This window comes from Brunnivagina elsteri CCALA 953, assembly GCF_002289455.1.
In the GTDB taxonomy this organism is placed as follows: Bacteria; Cyanobacteriota; Cyanobacteriia; order Cyanobacteriales; family Nostocaceae; genus Brunnivagina; species Brunnivagina elsteri.
This window is the reverse complement of the sequence record NZ_NTFS01000105.1, coordinates 1-16,996: the sequence shown is the minus strand read 5'-3', so window position 1 is coordinate 16,996 and position 16,996 is coordinate 1. Positions and strand designations below refer to the sequence as shown.

17 protein-coding genes and 1 pseudogene are annotated in these 16,996 nt (G+C 40.6%); 8 read left to right on the top strand and 10 right to left on the bottom strand.

Annotation, left to right across the window (positions count from 1 at the left end; all coding sequences use genetic code 11):
• The first annotated feature begins 90 nt into the window (after positions 1 to 90).
• The gene (locus CK510_RS11710) at positions 91 to 1,044 is read left to right on the top strand and encodes an NAD-dependent epimerase/dehydratase family protein (protein ID WP_095721876.1); all 954 of its coding nucleotides are present in this window, start codon (positions 91 to 93) and stop codon (positions 1,042 to 1,044) included.
• 187 nt (positions 1,045 to 1,231) lie between these two features.
• Here CK510_RS11710 and CK510_RS11705 read toward each other — a convergent pair whose 3' ends face one another.
• The 7 genes from CK510_RS11705 to CK510_RS11675 form a co-directional block, all read right to left on the bottom strand.
• Entirely contained in the window at positions 1,232 to 1,705 is a 474-nt protein-coding gene (locus CK510_RS11705) for a peptidoglycan-binding domain-containing protein (RefSeq protein WP_095721872.1), read from the bottom strand.
• 195 nt (positions 1,706 to 1,900) lie between these two features.
• Positions 1,901 to 2,644, bottom strand: a complete 744-nt coding sequence (locus tag CK510_RS11700) for a M50 family metallopeptidase (protein ID WP_095721871.1) — start codon at positions 2,642 to 2,644, stop codon at positions 1,901 to 1,903.
• Positions 2,645 to 2,721: 77 nt separating this feature from the next.
• Complete coding sequence (locus tag CK510_RS11695; RefSeq protein ID WP_095721875.1) at positions 2,722 to 3,120, bottom strand: FHA domain-containing protein; 399 nt, start codon at positions 3,118 to 3,120, stop codon at positions 2,722 to 2,724.
• A gap of 20 nt (positions 3,121 to 3,140) precedes the next feature.
• Complete coding sequence (locus tag CK510_RS11690) at positions 3,141 to 4,118, bottom strand: double zinc ribbon and FHA domain-containing protein (RefSeq protein ID WP_095721870.1); 978 nt, start codon at positions 4,116 to 4,118, stop codon at positions 3,141 to 3,143.
• 596 nt (positions 4,119 to 4,714) lie between these two features.
• On the bottom strand, positions 4,715 to 5,437 hold the full coding sequence (gene pgl / locus CK510_RS11685; protein ID WP_095721874.1) for a 6-phosphogluconolactonase: 723 nt from the start codon (positions 5,435 to 5,437) through the stop codon (positions 4,715 to 4,717).
• A 140-nt stretch (positions 5,438 to 5,577) separates the two neighbouring features.
• Entirely contained in the window at positions 5,578 to 6,315 is a 738-nt protein-coding gene (rph, locus tag CK510_RS11680) for a ribonuclease PH (RefSeq protein WP_095721869.1), read from the bottom strand.
• A gap of 285 nt (positions 6,316 to 6,600) precedes the next feature.
• Entirely contained in the window at positions 6,601 to 7,248 is a 648-nt protein-coding gene (locus tag CK510_RS11675; RefSeq protein WP_095721868.1) for an adenylate kinase family protein, read from the bottom strand.
• 378 nt (positions 7,249 to 7,626) lie between these two features.
• Here CK510_RS11675 and CK510_RS11670 point away from each other — a divergent pair, with 378 nt between their 5' ends.
• Together CK510_RS11670 and dcd are read left to right on the top strand one after the other, a co-directional pair.
• Positions 7,627 to 8,163: a P-loop NTPase family protein gene (locus CK510_RS11670; protein WP_095721867.1), complete on the top strand. Its 537-nt coding sequence runs from the start codon at positions 7,627 to 7,629 to the stop codon at positions 8,161 to 8,163.
• Positions 8,164 to 8,280: 117 nt separating this feature from the next.
• Entirely contained in the window at positions 8,281 to 8,844 is a 564-nt protein-coding gene (gene dcd / locus CK510_RS11665) for a dCTP deaminase (protein ID WP_245912079.1), read from the top strand.
• Between the two features lie 65 nt (positions 8,845 to 8,909).
• On the opposite strand, the gene thyX is transcribed toward dcd, so the two are convergent.
• Positions 8,910 to 9,632, bottom strand: coding sequence for an FAD-dependent thymidylate synthase (gene thyX, locus CK510_RS11660; RefSeq protein WP_095721865.1), 723 nt, complete (start codon positions 9,630 to 9,632; stop codon positions 8,910 to 8,912).
• Positions 9,633 to 9,810: 178 nt separating this feature from the next.
• Between thyX and CK510_RS11655 the strand changes: the two genes are divergently transcribed.
• Positions 9,811 to 10,026 carry a CAB/ELIP/HLIP family chlorophyll-binding protein gene (locus CK510_RS11655; RefSeq protein WP_095721864.1) on the top strand — a complete coding sequence of 72 codons (216 nt, stop codon included), beginning with the start codon at positions 9,811 to 9,813 and terminating at the stop codon, positions 10,024 to 10,026.
• Between the two features lie 135 nt (positions 10,027 to 10,161).
• A pseudogene (locus tag CK510_RS11650) lies at positions 10,162 to 10,747 on the top strand (thioredoxin family protein).
• A 437-nt stretch (positions 10,748 to 11,184) separates the two neighbouring features.
• Here CK510_RS11650 and CK510_RS11645 read toward each other — a convergent pair.
• Positions 11,185 to 11,691, bottom strand: coding sequence for a hypothetical protein (locus tag CK510_RS11645; protein WP_095721873.1), 507 nt, complete (start codon positions 11,689 to 11,691; stop codon positions 11,185 to 11,187).
• A 220-nt stretch (positions 11,692 to 11,911) separates the two neighbouring features.
• On the opposite strand from CK510_RS11645, the gene aroA reads away from it, so the two are divergent.
• Both aroA and CK510_RS11635 read left to right on the top strand, forming a co-directional pair.
• Positions 11,912 to 13,264, top strand: coding sequence for a 3-phosphoshikimate 1-carboxyvinyltransferase (gene aroA / locus CK510_RS11640; protein ID WP_095721863.1), 1,353 nt, complete (start codon positions 11,912 to 11,914; stop codon positions 13,262 to 13,264).
• Between the two features lie 470 nt (positions 13,265 to 13,734).
• Complete coding sequence (locus CK510_RS11635) at positions 13,735 to 14,190, top strand: Fur family transcriptional regulator (protein ID WP_095721862.1); 456 nt, start codon at positions 13,735 to 13,737, stop codon at positions 14,188 to 14,190.
• Between the two features lie 293 nt (positions 14,191 to 14,483).
• On the opposite strand, the gene CK510_RS11630 is transcribed toward CK510_RS11635, so the two are convergent.
• Positions 14,484 to 15,623 carry a peptidoglycan-binding domain-containing protein gene (locus CK510_RS11630; protein WP_095721861.1) on the bottom strand — a complete coding sequence of 380 codons (1,140 nt, stop codon included), beginning with the start codon at positions 15,621 to 15,623 and terminating at the stop codon, positions 14,484 to 14,486.
• A 491-nt stretch (positions 15,624 to 16,114) separates the two neighbouring features.
• On the opposite strand from CK510_RS11630, the gene CK510_RS11625 reads away from it, so the two are divergent.
• Complete coding sequence (locus CK510_RS11625) at positions 16,115 to 16,417, top strand: hypothetical protein (RefSeq protein WP_143289275.1); 303 nt, start codon at positions 16,115 to 16,117, stop codon at positions 16,415 to 16,417.
• Positions 16,418 to 16,996 lie beyond the last annotated feature (579 nt).

The following is a 16,996-nucleotide window of genomic DNA, read 5'->3' as shown; positions in this document are numbered from 1 at the left end:
GTAATTTAGAAACGCATGAAACAACGCATTTACGTTGATACACAACATAGCTCTTTTGTACAGTGCGTAAGTCCTAAAAAATATAAAAACATGACTAAAAGTATTGTTACAGGTGCAGCAGGTTTTATCGGTTCCCATCTAGTTGAAACTCTCTTAAAACAAGGACAACAGGTTATTGGGATTGATGAAGTTAACGATTATTACGACCAAAATTTAAAACGCAAGAATATTGCTCATTTACTTAAGCATCCAAATTTTCAGTTTATTGAAAATGACATTCAGTTTGTTGACTGGCATTCTTTGCTACAAGAAACAGATTTCGTCTATCACCAAGCTGCTCAAGCAGGTGTTCGGGCTTCTTGGGGCAAGGGTTTTCGTTTTTACACTGAGCGTAATATCAGCGCGACACAAATTTTACTCGAAGCAGCAAAAGATGCAAAAAACCTTAAAAGATTGGTATTTGCATCGACTTCTAGCATTTATGGAGATGCTGAAACCCTTCCTACCCATGAAGGTATTTGTCCCGCACCAGTTTCACCCTATGGTATTACCAAACTAGCTGCGGAAAGGTTGTGCGGACTTTATCAGAAAAACTTCGGTGTACCGTTTGTCGCATTACGATATTTTACAGTGTACGGTCCCCGTCAGCGTCCTGATATGGCATTTCACAAATTTTTCAAAGCCGTATTAGAAGATGAAGCAATACCCGTTTATGGAGATGGAGAACAAACGCGGGATTTTACCTTTGTTAGCGATGTAGTTGCAGCAAATTTGGCAGCAGCAGCAGTACCGGAAGCTGTTGGGCAAATTTTTAATATTGGTGGTGGTAGTCGGGTTGTATTGTCGGAAGTGTTGAAGATGATGGAGGAAATTGTTGATAAACCCATCAAGCGCAATCACATTGAGAAAGCAATGGGTGATGCTAGACACACGGGGGCAGATATCTCGAAGGCACAGAAAATATTGGGTTGGCAGCCACAGGTTTTGTTGGATGAGGGTTTAACTCAAGAGTGGTATTGGGTGAAGGATTTGTATTCAGTTTGATTTAATAATTGTTTTGGGCAAACAACCGATGTCATTTGGGCGAACAACCGTTCGCCCTTACAATAAATATATTACGTAGGGGCGTAGCTTGCTTCTCCGCTTGGGAGTACTGCTGTTCGCCATTATTTTTAGATGCGATCGCACAAATCCAGTTTTTTAATTTTTTTGATTTAATTCTGATTATCTTTTAATCAACGCTGACAAAAGTGGCAATATCGCACAAAGCTTTCCATGTTTGATTGCCAATAATCCCATCAACTGCTAATCTTCGTGTGCGTTGAACATTTTTAATTGCAGTTTCTGTACCTAATCCAAAGTCCCCATCAACTGCACCACCATATAACCCATTATCTTTGAGAACTTCCTGAACCATCGCCACTAATTCACTTTTGATACCGCGACGTAATAATGGTTTCCCTACTGGTGCTTTTGCACGTAACGATTTCCAAACCATCTCATCGGCAATCCCAGTTTGCTTAAGAAAAAACTGATATTGTACAGTTTCGACTGCATGTTCTGTTTCCGAGCCAAAAATACCATTTGCAGGAAAACGATCGGGTCCTGGTAGTCTAGGGTTTAATAATTGTTGCAGTTCTTTGACTTTTTCACCTTCCAAACCGATTTTTAATGTGGGGAAGTTACCGGAAATTTCTGCTGGCATGATTTTTACCTGCTTGTATTGCTATTTACTACCCCAGCATTTTTTTACTGTATTCCGGAAGTTTATGCATAACACTGACATCAATATTTCCCTTAAACCAACAACCAAACCAATATCAGCTAATATCCCTGATTTTTCCAAGTCAGGGATATGAATAAAGAAAGTTGGGGATAAGGATTCTGATTTTACTTAATTTTAAGTGGAGCGATAAGCTACACGTAAACTTTGAATTAAAATTACGAGAGACGCGATCGCCATTAAACTGCCCCAAAACCAATATGGTAAAAATAATTGCTGTTGAATTTGGGCTGTATCGGAAGCTCCCAAGCGTCCGGCTGTTTCGCTAAAAAGGTAATCTAATTGGTGGTAGGTGCTGATACAGGCTTGTACTCCCAAAAATTGCACCGCAAAGCCTTGTACCCAACGGGTTGTTTTGAGTCCCAAAAAAAGAATAATGATACCGAACAAGGGGACAAAAATAAATCCAAACAGCGATCGCACCCAAATTAAGGTAGAAATTAATAAACAAATTCCCAATATTTTTAAACTTAAGGATGCCGTTTTGTAACTGCGCGATGCCACAATTAATGCTGCACCTGCTATTGGTGGTCCCATTGGACCCGCAGCAGCTACTAAAGCACGACGAATTGGGTCCCAGGATGCAGGAAAGGTATAAGCTGCAAAACCGGAACCATTGGGGAAAATCTGTAGTTGTTGAAAATTTCCTCCCAATAGGGCAGCCATTAACCCATGTGCCATTTCGTGAAACCAAGTCGCCAAAATTGTGAATGGATAAAGAATATAGTCACCACCAGGTAACTGCCACAACAAAGCTGTTGCTACAGATGCTCCAATTAACCAATTAAGCCCCATGCGGTCGATAACCACAGGGGCTTCATTTGTGAGCAAAGGTTCTGAATTTTTCCAAGGTTCGCTCATACTACATCCACTAATACACCAGCCCTAAATAAATGTTGATTTATGCTTTTTCGGATACTACGATGTTCTACTTGAGTCTATCGTAACCGGACTTGACTGTGTTTGTGGGATGAAGGAATTGTGTTGGGTTTGATTTGATCCATCTCTTTTCGCTGGTCTATTTGCGCTTCTGCATCTAATTTTAGACGAATTTGGATTTGTGGACCCGATCGCGCGAGACGGAAGATAACTCCATCGGTAACAGGAACTTGCGAAACCCGATCGCCATCCACATAGGTGCCATTAGCACCTAAACTGACAATTTCCCAACCTGTCTCTACTTGTCGTAATTCCACGTGATAGCGGGAAACGACTGCGCTGTAGAGAACTACATGATTATCGTTTGCCCGCCCAACACGAATAACTGTTTCGTCCTCAAAAGTCCAACTTTGAGCCGGGAGAGATTCCTGTGGATGTAGTAAATTAAGTAGAATCACTGGATAAGTAGTTATTAATTTCAAACCAATTGAAACAGAAATGTAACTAAATCGCCTTTGCCCAGTCCAATGCGATCGCCTGGTCGTAAACGGTGTCTGTTGCCTGGTAATAGGGGTAAATTATTGATGTATGTGCCGTTGGAACTGCCTACATCTTCAATGTAGTATGCGTCACCCTCGACACGAATATCGGCATGAATTCGCGAGACAACTTCTGAATTTGGAAATCCCGATACATCGATGTCTGGGGGAATGCGATCGTTTGGTTTACCAATATGAATCACTGGGAGATTTTGCGGCAATTCAATATTTTGTTCGGATTGAACATGAAACAGTCGCCCGATTACGCTTTGTATCTGAGTTGGTGTGTGTGTAGGTGCTGATGGGGCAGCAGTTTCGGCTATCGCGGCTGCGACAGGTTCGGGTTCGGGTTCGGGTTCGGGTTCGGGTTCAACTTCGACAACTGTTGCCACAGGTTCGGGTTCAACTTCAACAACTGCTGCTATGGGTTCGGGTTCAGGTTTGGATGCAATAGTTGGCGGGGGTGCGGCTATTGGTGGTGAAGTTATCATCGGTGCAGGAGCAACCGTTGGAGGTAGGCTAGCTTCAGCAACTACAACTGCCTGGGGTTCTGGAACCGCAATAGCTGTAGGTGGTAAAGGAGAAGGTTCTGGGGCAACTGTAGGAGGTGCTGTCACAACGATTGGTTGTGCTTGTATAAGTGGTTCGGGAGAAACCAAGGGAGGTACTTCCATTGGGATATCAGGTGCTACAGTCGGTGCTATTGTGGGCACAGCTACAGTCGGTGCTACAGTCGGTGCAACCGTTGGAGCCGCAGTTTTTAAATTAAAGCCACATTGACCGCAGAACGATGCATCTGCCTGCACGGTTGCCCCACAGCTTGGACAGCCAATTGTAGCTGGTAATGGGGTATAGCAAGCTTCACACTGGACGGCTCCGTCTGGGTTCGGATGATTACAGTTAGGGCAGACGATCATGGAAATAAGCCTTTTTTTAGGTCAGCGTTAAAGATTTTTGGCACAAAGCAGAGGTATATTACTCTAGCTTCCGATTTTAGCAACTACTCCTGATGGGGCGGCTACATTGGCAGTATAATTTCTAATTCGTAATTGTCTGGGACAAGGAACCTCCGCTCAACATAATTCGTAATTTAGTGGTTAAAACTCAGGTAAATTGTAGTAATTTTCCGCGAGAATTTTTCCACTGCTGTGCTTCCCCATTTGGTTTACAGGCAAAAGCAGATTATATTCTTTATTTCAATACCCCTGCACTCATATATCGATTTCTAATTAGAAAATACCTTTCTTAGAAATCAGGAATTATGAATCAAGAATTATGAATCAGGAATTATGAATCAGGAATTACGTAGCTTGGTTGTTGCGGAACTTGCGCTTAGGCATTAAGCTGCGCGCGAACATCCGCAATTACGAATCATGCCAGTCAGCTTGCTGGAAGAGGATTTTTCACGTTCTTACATCCTCTATCAACTTGAATGAAGTACATAGTTCAAAGTATTAAGTTTCATTTAGTATTACAAGCAAAACTTAATACTTCACTCTCGAATTTCAGCACTTCATGACTTTAATTCGCTACCTGCCAACCCATCTAGCAGCCACCAAAATTCCCCTTGAGGTTTTATTAAGCGCGATGGATATGTAAAATCATCCGCAACAGGTGCGAAGACTTGCGCTAAAGCTGGTCGTTTGTTCGCCCCAGCTACTACAAACATAACGCACCGAGCGGCGTTAATAAATGGGTAGGTGAAAGTTAAACGCTGACTACTATCTTTATTGCCAACTGTAACAAGCTTGTCTGTAACTTTTAGCGCTTCTGTGCCAGGGAACAAGGAAGCAGTATGAGCATCATCACCCATCCCCAGTAAAATCACATCCAATGCTGGAAACTCACCTGGTTTAACTTGAAAAAAGGCTTGCAATTCTTGTTCGTGTTTTGCTGCTGAAGTTGCTGGATTCCCTTCTAAAGTTGGCATTGCGTGGATATTTGCCGCAGGGATATTAACTCGATCTAACCATGCCTGACGTGCCATTTTCTCGTTACTATCGGGGTGTGTGGATGGCACGTAGCGCTCGTCTCCCCAGAAGACGTGAATTTTGTCCCAAGGTAGATTTTGGCTCGCGATCGCTTCGTATAATGGTTTAGGTGTACTACCACCTGACAAAGCAATAGTAAAAATACCTCGTTCCTGAATTGCCGTCTCGATTTTAGAGAGAATGATTTGTTGCGATCGCGCAATCAATCCAGCTAAATCGGGCAATATCTCAATTTTTTTCGTCATACCATCATCACCACATTGCTTTGCTTCCAGCAATACGATAACGAAATTATGGGAACTGTTTGGATTTGTTGCTGAAATTTTTAATTAATTGGGTAATACAGGTAATGTCTAATACAAGAGAGACGCGATGTATCGCGTCTCTACATTTGTAATTTATCCCAGTCGGAAATCGCTTGCCTTTGGGCTATCAATAACTGCTGGATACCTTTTTCGGAAAAGTCCATAAGTTGATTTAACTGCTGCCTGGTAAAAGAACCCGATTCGGCAGTTCCCTGAACTTCGATAATTCCCAAATGCTGGTTCATTACCACATTGAAATCAACCGTAGCTGCCACATCTTCAACGTAGTCTAAATCTAAAAACGGTTCTCCTGACAACAAACCTACCGATATGGCTGCGATTTGCCCAGTTAGGGGAGAACGTTCTAATGTACCTTGCTGAATTAATTTAGAAATCGCATTTGCTAAGGCGACAAACCCACCCGTAATTGCTGTTGTACGTGTACCTGCATCGGCTTGTAACACGTCTGCATCTACTGTTAGGGTGCGTTCACCTAAAATATCAAAATCTATAGCTGCCCGCAAGCTACGACCAATTAATCTTTGAATTTCTTGGGTTCGTCCCGATAACTTAATTAACTCGCGATCGTGACGTTGTTGTGTTGCCGATGGTAGCATCCGATATTCGGCAGTTAACCAACCTTTGCCACTACCTTCAAGAAACCTTGGTACTCCTTGGCTAACACTCACCGTACAAAGTACATGTGTATCGCCGCATTTCGCGAGTACGGAACCAGCCGCATACCGAGTAAAATTTTGTTCAAAACTTACGGGACGAAGTTGATAGGGTTGCCTACCGTCGGGACGCTGCCAATTCATGTTTATTTGCCTCAAATTTGTAGTTTTAGGAGAATATAGCCTGAAAGCGAAACTGTGAAACTGTAAAAAAAGGTTACAAAAATATTTATAATCTATATTCATAATCTATTTATTAAGTTTGCCATTAATTGCTGTACTCGTTACAGGTAAATTTTTGTGGCTTAAGTTGTCTTGGTTTTAGATTTAAAATTTTTAGATTTACAATAGTAAAAGCTCTATTTTTCAAACTTTTGAGGGTTAAAAAATAAATCTCTTCTTGACGATTTCTTTTCTTTTTGAGCCATCTCAACCCACAAGAGAGATGATATTTTCTATAACCATATCTGGTGATTGGTCGCCATTGATAGTTAATAGACGACGACGGCGATCGTAATATTCCAAAATCGGAATCGTTCTGTCATAAAATAATTCCACACGACGCTGTACAATCTCTGGCTGATCGTCGGGTAAAGAACGTCCTAAGGTACGACTTACCATCACAGCTTCCGGAACCTGTAAATAAATCGCCCAATTTAACTTTTCTCCCAGTTCATCAAGTAAAAAATCCAATTCCTCAGCTTGAAATGCAGTGCGTGGATAACCTTCCAAAATCCAACCACGATAATCGGCGAAATCTTGCCCTAGGATGTATCCCCCAGCCAGGTTTCGTGAGTTTAATGTCTTTTGAATATCATAATCAGATTTTCTTAAACTTGATACTCCCAAAGGAGGCGGTGCAAAGTAGGATCGCACAAATTCAATCATCAAGTCATCCGGTACTAGTTCACCCCTTTGTATAAAAGGTTGAGCAAGCTTGCCCAATTCCGAGTTATTAGCAACAGCATCGCGTAAAAAATCACCAGTAGAGACCAAAGGTACCTCAAAGCGATCGCAAAGCTGTTGAGCTTGTGTACTCTTTCCTGAACCCGAACCCCCTAAAATCACTAATCTCACTACAAAGCACTCCTATCAGTTAAGTCACAGTCAAGTCACAATTAAAACGGTCACAATTTTGTTGTGCCCAAACAAACTGCAAATGTAACATTGAATAATTAACTCCCACCACTTCCAGATTTGATCCAATTTCTACTTGGGAATGCTAGTTTCTATTTTTACTAACACTTATTTGCTAAAAGTGTAAAGAAAATCTAGATAATAAACCTTGACCACTCTTGACTTAGGAGCAAGCCTAGTGTTTGACTAAGAAAGCAACTTGATAAATAGACTACTTTTTGAAAAAAATCTAGAAAATCTTCGATTCACAAGTAGATATTTCATGTCTACCCTCAGCAAATCCGCGTTACCCTATTGTACTTTTTTAAACATTAATATATGTCTGTTCAGTTAGAGACCCCAAGCATCAATTCGACTCCAAAATTACCGTATGCAGTTGAAGGGCTAATCCAAGTTTTTACTACCTCACACCGTAACTTTTTTACATCAGTTATGGCGCAATCACTGAGACTTGCAGGTCAAGGTACATCTGTTTTAGTAGTGCAATTTCTTAAAGGTGGCATCAATCAAGGTCATGAAAAGCCGATGAGACTAGGACAAAAACTAGACTGGATTCGCTGCGATTTGCCCCGTTGTATTGATACACCACACCTTGAAGATAGCGAAACTGAATCCTTGCTTCATCTGTGGCAACATACACAGAAAGTAATCTCTGAAGGTAAGTATTCTCTCGTTGTCTTAGATGAACTCAGTTTGGCTATTAATCTTGGTTTAATTCCAGAAACTGAGGTTTTATCATTTTTGGCAAAACGCCCACCAAATATAGATATTATTCTCACAGGACCAGAAATGCCTAAATCTATTTTGGATATTGCTGACCAAGTTACTGAAATTCGTCGCAGCCAAAGACCTTAAGGATTTTAGATTTTAGATTTCAACAATATACCCCCTCTCAAGGTATTCTTATAATTTGGTTTGGATACTTTGACCTGCTTATTAAACGTGATTAAGAACGATATTTGGATTAAGGAAATGGCTCAACAGGGTATGATAACGCCCTTTGAACCAAGTTTGATTCGCGAAATAACAGAAAATGATGTCGCACGTCGTGTCATTAGCTATGGTTTATCTTCTTATGGCTATGACATCCGTCTTTCTTCTAAAGAGTTTCGCATTTTCCGCCACATCCCTGGAACTGTTATTGATCCCAAAAATTTCAATCCGCAAAATCTAGAATCAAGTCAACTTCATACGGATGCTCTAGGCAGTTATTTTATACTTCCCGCCCATTCCTATGGTTTGGGTGTAGCACTAGAAAGAATTGTTGTACCAAGTAATATTACGGTTATATGTATTGGAAAAAGCACATTTGCTAGATGTGGAATAATTGCCAATTTAACCCCTGCGGAAGCGGCTTGGAGGGGTCATCTAACATTAGAATTTTCTAATTCTTCGAGTGCAGACTGTCGCATTTATGCTAACGAGGGTGTGGTGCAATTGTTATTCCTTGAAGGTGAACCCTGTGAAACTAGCTATGATGCCCGTCAGGGTAAATATCAAGATCAGTCGGAAATTGTTACTTTAGCGAAAGTTTAATTAAAAATGTAGAGACGCGATATTATATCGCGTCTCAAATCATATTATTCCGTCTTGAGGTTATTTTAGGGAGAAAGTCTAGCCTTACCGAGACGAGTTGACTTGTACCAAGCTGCGATCGCAGGAGTCCATTCTTCGAGATGGGGAAACATCATTTCGCATAGCTTTTGAATTTCCAGTTGTGCGTCTTTTTTGTAGCGCAAGTCTAGGAAATGTAGGAGCGATCGCAAATTAAAGCTGACGACAAAATGCTGACGATAATCAAAGGGCACTTTACCCCGTGCATGTTCTTCTGACATTCCCGCTTCAAAATCCGCTTTGTATCGCTTCGCAGCTTCCAAACACCACTGTAAATCGGATTCTCGTTGTTCAGGAGAATAAAAATATTTCTTGCCTGTGCGATCGCTATAATTTCCTACTGGACGTAGGTAAAAAACATCTTCAATGTCCTTTTTCCCGTCAACAACATCAATTACTTGTATCCCTGTATACCTATAGGATTGTACGTCAAAAGAAACTCCTGTGCGGTGTGTTCGCGCTTGCTGCATGACACTATGGGGGAAATAGCCACAATTAAATACTATTTGCGGATGTTCTGTACATCCAAAATGACCTCTATCACCCGCTAGCAGACGCTTGACAATAATTTCACCACATTTTTCTTCACTCGGAAAGCGATCGCGATCGTCATATACAAATGCCTCCGTGTAGTCTTGGTGCATTGCGGCATATATGACTTGTTGGGGATTGGCGGTTTTGGCAAGAACTTCTACACGGAATCGATGCATGACTAACCTGGAGATTTGTTTTTATATAGATATTTTCTCAGTTCTCGATCATATTACTCAAGGGGAAAAGAGGAAGAGGGAAGCCCCGCAGAGAAATAATCATTAATATCCTTTACAAAAATACATACTTTACTTTACAATAAGTTACATAAAGAAATAAATATTTTAGGGAAATCTCATGACTTATAGAGGTGCTGTTGTTGATGAGACTGGAAAATTGAACAACTTTGCGGTTGAACCTAAAGTGTACGTAGACGCGCAAGGCGATCGCACTGGTTTTACACCCTTTGCGGAATTGTTAAATGGACGTTTAGCGATGATTGGCTTTATCTCCCTAATCGCATTAGAAGTATTTACCGGACATGGTATTTTTGGATTGTTACAAAGTCTGTAAGAATAGTTAAGGGTTATATAGTTGTGAGTTAGAAGTTAAGAGTTAGGAGTTAAAAATAACTCATAATTAATAACTCATAATTAATAACTCATAATTAATGACTCATGACTAACAACCTACAACTCAATCGTAATCATGACTTTAACTGCATCTACAATGCTCTCACTGGGAACACAAGCATTAGATTTTAATTTACCTAATGTAGTGACGAGACAAAATATTTCACTGGCTACGTTTGCCGATAAAAAATCTTTACTGGTTATTTTTATTTCCCAGCATTGCCCATTCATAAAGCACATAAAGTACGAATTGGCGAAGTTAGGAAAAGATTATTTAAATAGTGATTTGGGTATTGTAGCAATTAGCTCCAACGATGCGACAAAATATCCAGATGATGCACCGATGTCTTTAGAAAAAATGGCATTAGAGCTTGATTTAGAATATTCTATTTGCTACGACGAAAGCCAGGATGTTGCCAAGTCTTATACTGCTGCCTGTACACCAGATTTCTTTTTATTCGATGCTGGAAGAAAATTAGTTTATCGTGGACAATTAGATGGATGATAGTCGTCCTAGTAATGGTTTACCTGTAACAGGTTCAGACTTACGCATTGCCATTGATTCTGTGTTAGCAGGTAAGGAAATAGTTGGGGAGCAAAAGCCAAGTATTGGTTGCAATATTAAATGGAAACCTGGCAATGAACCTAGCTATTTTGGTTAAGATTCAACAGGAAATATAGTAATCCTATTTGAGTAATAAAAATTTACTTCGTTAATATCCCCAGCTTATTTAATAAGTTGAGGATATTAATGTTATGCCTTATAGGTAATCAGTGATAGATAATAATCTAGTGGCTAACAGCTAATTGCTACAGTATTATTCAATCATTTACTTTAACTTTAACAAATGATTTTTGCGTGAGTATTACTCGCAATGTTTGTCTTTATATTAGGGACTTCCAAATAAAAAAATATCCAATTTTTTTGTAGGGTGTCTTAGCACTATAGTCCGTAACACACCATCAATCTAACAATGGTGCGTTACGAGAAGCTCTAACTTACCCTACATTTATTGGGAAATTTATTTTTTGATGTTCCCCTATGGGCAACACTGAGTCTACTACTATTTAATAACCATTAACCATTAACCACTAACAATTAATGCTTAATTTCCAAATTCAAAATATAGCTACCTAATTGCAGTTCTCCAGACCATAACTCATATTCAACTCGTAAATTTTCTGGTAGTGGATGTCCGCTCAGGGACAGATTGCGGGTGAAGTTTCGCAAACGAATCGGTTCATGGGGTTGGAATGATTCGCTAGGTAGCCAATATCTACTAACCCCGTAAACACCCTGTTCCCAGAAGTGGCGATAACTTAGCTGTGTATTTCCTTGCATCGTCATTGTGACGCGATAGGGGGATATTTCCAGCCATAAAATTCGAGGACTACCAGGAGTCGGTATATTACAGTTTGGGTATAGTTCGTTTTGCGATCGCGAACTAGGGTTGTCGCTGTTTTTTTGATGGGGTGCGGTTAAGAGTAAATGGAAGCGATCGCTATCTTTTTGGTACAATGTTGCAGCCGTTTCGACAACAGACCACACGGGTAAGTCTGTAGAAATTAGTGAAAGGCACACGGGTTTGCGTTGGTGAGTCAGCATGGGAGCGATACCGGCAATTAAATTCCAAGTTGGTGAATATTTGCAAAAAACGAAACTATGGATAAAATCCTGATTTGGCAAGCATCCTGATGACTTGTGTGAGGGCAAGAAGATTGCAAAACAAGCTTCAAGCAAAGTGAAAATTAATTTAAATTTGGTAGAACTTTATGGTCTGATAAAACGGTAGGATACTAGCGCAGTCACACGCCAGTTTATCCTAATGTCGCCTTCTGTTATAACCGTAGACACAAAAGAGGACGTTTCACAAGATTTAATTATTAGCTTGTCACCTTCTGGGGTATCCTTACTAGGTCGCATTTTAGTACCGGGAGATAAATCCATATCTCATCGTGCCTTAATGTTAGGCGCATTAGCGCAGGGTGAAACGAAAATTCAAGGATTACTTTTGGGAGAAGACCCTCGCAGCACCGCAAGTTGCTTTCAAGCAATGGGTGCGGAGATTTCACCCCTGAATACGGAATTAGTCACTGTTAAAGGTATTGGACTCGGAAATTTACAAGAACCATTTGATATTTTGAATGCTGGTAATTCTGGCACTACCTTGCGGTTGATGCTGGGAATTTTAGCTTCCCATCCCAATCGATTTTTCACCGTTACCGGAGATGACTCATTGCGTAGTCGTCCCATGTCACGTGTTGTTAAACCTTTGCAGCAAATGGGGGCTGAAATTTGGGGACGTAAAGGTAATTCCCTTGCGCCTCTAGCGGTAGCAGGACAAGCACTGAAACCGATCCATTATCATTCTCCCATTGCTTCGGCACAAGTTAAATCCTGCGTGCTTCTTGCTGGCTTAATGACCGAAGGCAAAACCACTGTTACCGAACCAGCACTTTCCCGTGACCACAGCGAAAGGATGTTACGTGCATTTGGCGCTAATTTGTCGGTAGACCCTGATACAAAGAGTGTAACCGTTATTGCTGGGAATGCACTACATGGTCAATCAGTAATTGTACCTGGAGATATTAGCTCGGCTGCTTTTTGGTTGGTGGCTGGGGCAATTGTGCCTGGTTCGGAGTTGGTAATCGAAAATGTCGGTGTTAACCCAACCCGCACGGGTGTTTTAGAAGCTTTGCAAATGATGGGGGCTGATATTCAACAAGAAAATCACCGGGAGGTTGCGGGGGAACCTGTAGCCGATTTGCGGGTGCGTTGCGTCGGAAAATTAAAAGCTTGTACGATCGCAGGGGACATAATTCCCCGTTTGATTGATGAAATCCCGATTTTGGCGGTGGCAGCAGTGTTTGCCGAAGGTACTACTGTAATTAAAGATGCTGAAGAATTGCGAGTTAAAGAGAGCGATCGCATTACTGTCATGGCACAACAACTGACCAAAATGGGGGCAAAAGTCACTGAATTGCCCGATGGGATGGAAATTACTGGGGGAACCCCGTTAACTGGTGCTGATGTAGATAGTTATACAGACCATCGAATTGCCATGAGTTTAGCGATCGCATCTCTCAATGCCACTGGAAAAACGACAATCCACCGTGCCGAAGCCGCGAGTATTTCTTACCCGAATTTTGTCACCACACTGCAACAAATTTGCAGATAATTTCAATTTAGGATACAAGGGGTGGGGTTTCCTCACCCTTATTTATGATAGTTTTGGTAAATGAGGCATCTGACACCCAATTTGCCAATGTTATTCTGAATTATCTTGAATAAAAAATAATTGAAAATTTCTTGTAAATCAAGTGAGAATCTATCAATCAATGTGTAGTAGATTACACAATTTCATTATTAAATTAATCACATCATGTTTATTACAATACTTAAATTATATTTTGAAAACTTAATAAAGACTTGTAGCAAATAATTTTCGATAGGGATTGAAATAACTTTTGCCAATACTTATCCAAAATATTCTGATTGCGCTGAATATATGACTTTTATACTCCGCAAATTCCTAGCATATCTATATAAAAATTTTTAGTAAAAATTATCAATAAAATATCCTTGTTGCAACTTACTCCAATTATTTGCTATATTCTCAATTGATAGCCTTTGTTGAGAAAGATTAGTATGTCTGTCTACACAGCTGCTTCACTTAAGGCAGAATTAAACGATCGCGGTTGGCGTTTAACCCCCCAGAGAGAAGTTATCCTACACATCTTTCAGGAACTACCCCAGGGTGAACACTTGAGCGCTGAGGATTTATATGAAAGATTGGAGCTTGATGGGGAAGGAATCAGCCTATCGACAATTTACCGCACCCTCAAATTGATGGCGCGGATGGGCATTTTGCGGGAATTGGAACTGGGAGAAGGACATAAACACTATGAAATCAACCAGCCCCATCCACATCACCATCACCATTTGATTTGTGTGCGATGCAATTCTACGATTGAATTCAAGAACGATTCGATTTTGAAAATTGGTTCAAAAACATCGCAAAAAGAAGGTTTTCACTTACTTGATTGTCAACTGACAATTCATGCTGTTTGTCCCAAGTGCCAGCGAGCCTTAACCCCTGTGTAGTACTTGGGTAGGTGTTGGTTTTGCGAGAAATTTCATGAAAATTTTTCATCCGATTGTATGTTACAGCCCACTTGTCTCGGATATACTTAGGGCGGAATTAGGGCAAACAACCGTTTGCCCCTACGTAGATACTAATTTTGCATTAACTTTAACTAGTCAATAAATTATCCAAATTAACAGCCTAGTAAGACTTGGCGGAAATAAACTGACTATCCCCAAGCTCTAAAAGGCTTATGTTATGGGCAATATTCCTTCTGTCTTTGGTACTAGTGTGAGGTTTCTTGCTGCTTCAGCTAAAAGCGTCCGCTTCTGAGATCGTTGAGACTAACGCCATAAAATTCTTGTGCTTGTCTGATTGCTACCTTCGTGTCATTCCCCATGACTCCATTAAGGGGACCTTTGTAAAACCCTTTGTCTCTGAGTCTTCGTTGGATTTCGAGGACATTGAACTCATTGCTAGTTCCTGTATTGACTGAACTGTATAGTTTGGCACGAGTTGTTGGTCCGGCAATACCGCTTGGTGCGAGGTAATTTTCTGCTTGGAAGCGTCTGACTGCATCAGCAGTGAACGGACCGTAGTAACCATTTGGTTGCCCTTCTAAGTATCCAGCTTTAATCAATTGCTCTTGGACAACCCGCACTGATTCACCGCGATCGCCTAGTTTAAGTTTATCGTTTGCTCTGCGTTGAGGTGCCCCATCTTCGCCATAACCAATACCAATGGGAGGTAAACGGCGTACAGTGGCAGGACCTACTAAACCGTCGGATTCTAAGTTGTAAGCTGTTTGGAAGCGTTTGACGGATTCTTCGGTAATGGGTCCAAAAATTCCTGTGGCGTTGCCGTAGTAGTAACCAGCGACACGCAGACGCTCTTGGAGAATACGTACTGATTCACCTTCGTCACCTTTGCCTAAAATACTGGAAGTACGCTGTTTAGTGGCTGTGGTGGTTGTTTTATTCGAGACGTTTTGGGCTACTGACTTTTGCTGTATGGCTCTGACGGTGGTACTTTTTCTGACTTGGGTAGTTTTTACTGGGAGTTTCCAATTTTCCAACTTCTGGGTAGTTGTGGCTCCAGCAATGCCGCTAACCTCCAAACCAGAAGCTTTTTGGAAGCGTTTGACCGCATCTTCGGTGCGAATGTCATATACTTGCGTGATTTGAGTTTGGTAAAAACCAGCTCGTCTCAAGTCTTGTTGAAGTGCGCGAACGGATGGTCCTTGATCGCCTTTTTGTAATGCGATCGCACTGCTCATTGCCGCCATTAGAGATAAAGTTAGGGCTAATGGTAGCATATAACGCCAAGCTCGACTCGATAGGTTCTTCCAGTTTGGTGATGCTCCCCGATCTAGCAAAAAGCTGAATCCTGCTAGTTCACTTGATGGGCAGTCTTCGTAATCGAAAGCTAAGTGTAAATACGCAAGGTTTTCCATAGTTTTTTTCCTAATATTTTCTTACACTACTTGTTATTATTCGATAGCTGCTTAGGTTTGATATCTTAAGTTTCGCAGATTTTACGGTGTTTGTATATTCACATCCTGCCATAAATTGTGCTTGTTTGCTTCAATTGATTCCTCAGCAATATCACGCAGGGTTTCGGGCTTGATTTTGCGGGAATTAACATTTATATATCTCTGGCAAAGATGTAGAGAGGTGTCGCACAGGGTATAATTGCCTCTCGATTGAGGACTTTGGGTAATACATAGTTAAATTCGGTCGATGTCTATATCTATCAAATTAAAAAAGTCGGTTTGTAGGGTACTGCGGTAAAGGACTTGATAATTGATCGTAATGGTGGTTTAGCTAATGCTGCTACAACTGTTACCTCTTGGTCAAATCAGTTTATCAAATTCCCAAAGGTATCGGGGAAAAATTCTGAACTTTTCAAGGGTTTAGCGCTCTTTTACTTGGTAGAGCAATGGAGATGGGAACAGAGGGTTTGTCTTTGAATGGGGAGAAATTAGAAGAGACATGTGGATTTGTTACTAGTTTCGAGAATGGTGAGAGCGATCGCGCTTTAAATATCAGCTTGACTTTTGATTTAAGTGCGATCGCTTTTTTGTTGTCGGAATTTCCTGATTTTTTTGCCACTGATTCTCAATTTTATCGATATTTAGAATACTATTCTCAAACCCTTTTACCAAATAACAGTACGCTTCAAGAAAAGTTTACGTTACTTTTACTGGAATCTCTAATTGACCAACCTCAGGAAACAATAGTTACTTAACCTAGTTTCAGTAATTTTAGTTCCTCTGCTTGCCAGCAAGTTGAAGAAGCTTTATATAAAGAAATTGCTCAAGAATATCTTTTAAATTGATTTATAACCCACATCTGTATTAAATTGGACTTATTGGTAATTTTTAAGACTGCTTTTGCCTAAGTGCGCGAGTTTTTAGAAATGGATAGATTAGTCGTTTATTAAGCTTGAAAATAATAAGTTTGAAGACCATAAATTTGACAAGCTACAAGTTAAGAATCAAACAACGCTATTAAGTATAATTGGCACGTAAAGCCTGTTGGCATTGAGTTTAATGGCTATTTCAGGCGTTTTCAAGATACCTTTTTTTACTGACGTGCCGTTTTTACTCAATACCCAAACAACTTTAATTAGTATGGATAATAGTTATACCAATTACTTGTGAAGCTGCACATTATTTCGATTCCTTCAACCTCCCCTTACTAAGGGGAGGTGCCACAGGCGGTGGGGTTATTTTATCCCACATTCCGCACCTCAACTGTCACAATCGTAGCTTTTACTGATTTTTAGCAGCATATCAAGCTATCTTCTATACTTAATCTCATTATA

Bases quoted from the DNA above. Each gene is read 5' to 3' on its own strand.
- CK510_RS11710 (WP_095721876.1), top strand. From the start codon at position 91: ATGACTAAAAGTATTGTTACAGGTGCAGCAGGTTTTATCGGTTCCCAT.
- CK510_RS11705 (WP_095721872.1), bottom strand. From the start codon at position 1,705: ATGCCAGCAGAAATTTCCGGTAACTTCCCCACATTAAAAATCGGTTTG.
- CK510_RS11700 (WP_095721871.1), bottom strand. From the start codon at position 2,644: ATGAGCGAACCTTGGAAAAATTCAGAACCTTTGCTCACAAATGAAGCC.
- CK510_RS11690 (WP_095721870.1), bottom strand. From the start codon at position 4,118: ATGATCGTCTGCCCTAACTGTAATCATCCGAACCCAGACGGAGCCGTC.
- pgl (WP_095721874.1), bottom strand. From the start codon at position 5,437: ATGACGAAAAAAATTGAGATATTGCCCGATTTAGCTGGATTGATTGCG.
- rph (WP_095721869.1), bottom strand. From the start codon at position 6,315: ATGAATTGGCAGCGTCCCGACGGTAGGCAACCCTATCAACTTCGTCCC.
- CK510_RS11670 (WP_095721867.1), top strand. From the start codon at position 7,627: ATGTCTGTTCAGTTAGAGACCCCAAGCATCAATTCGACTCCAAAATTA.
- dcd (WP_245912079.1), top strand. From the start codon at position 8,281: ATGGCTCAACAGGGTATGATAACGCCCTTTGAACCAAGTTTGATTCGC.
- thyX (WP_095721865.1), bottom strand. From the start codon at position 9,632: ATGCATCGATTCCGTGTAGAAGTTCTTGCCAAAACCGCCAATCCCCAA.
- CK510_RS11655 (WP_095721864.1), top strand. From the start codon at position 9,811: ATGACTTATAGAGGTGCTGTTGTTGATGAGACTGGAAAATTGAACAAC.
- CK510_RS11645 (WP_095721873.1), bottom strand. From the start codon at position 11,691: ATGCTGACTCACCAACGCAAACCCGTGTGCCTTTCACTAATTTCTACA.
- aroA (WP_095721863.1), top strand. From the start codon at position 11,912: ATGTCGCCTTCTGTTATAACCGTAGACACAAAAGAGGACGTTTCACAA.
- CK510_RS11635 (WP_095721862.1), top strand. From the start codon at position 13,735: ATGTCTGTCTACACAGCTGCTTCACTTAAGGCAGAATTAAACGATCGC.
- CK510_RS11630 (WP_095721861.1), bottom strand. From the start codon at position 15,623: ATGGAAAACCTTGCGTATTTACACTTAGCTTTCGATTACGAAGACTGC.
- CK510_RS11625 (WP_143289275.1), top strand. From the start codon at position 16,115: ATGGGAACAGAGGGTTTGTCTTTGAATGGGGAGAAATTAGAAGAGACA.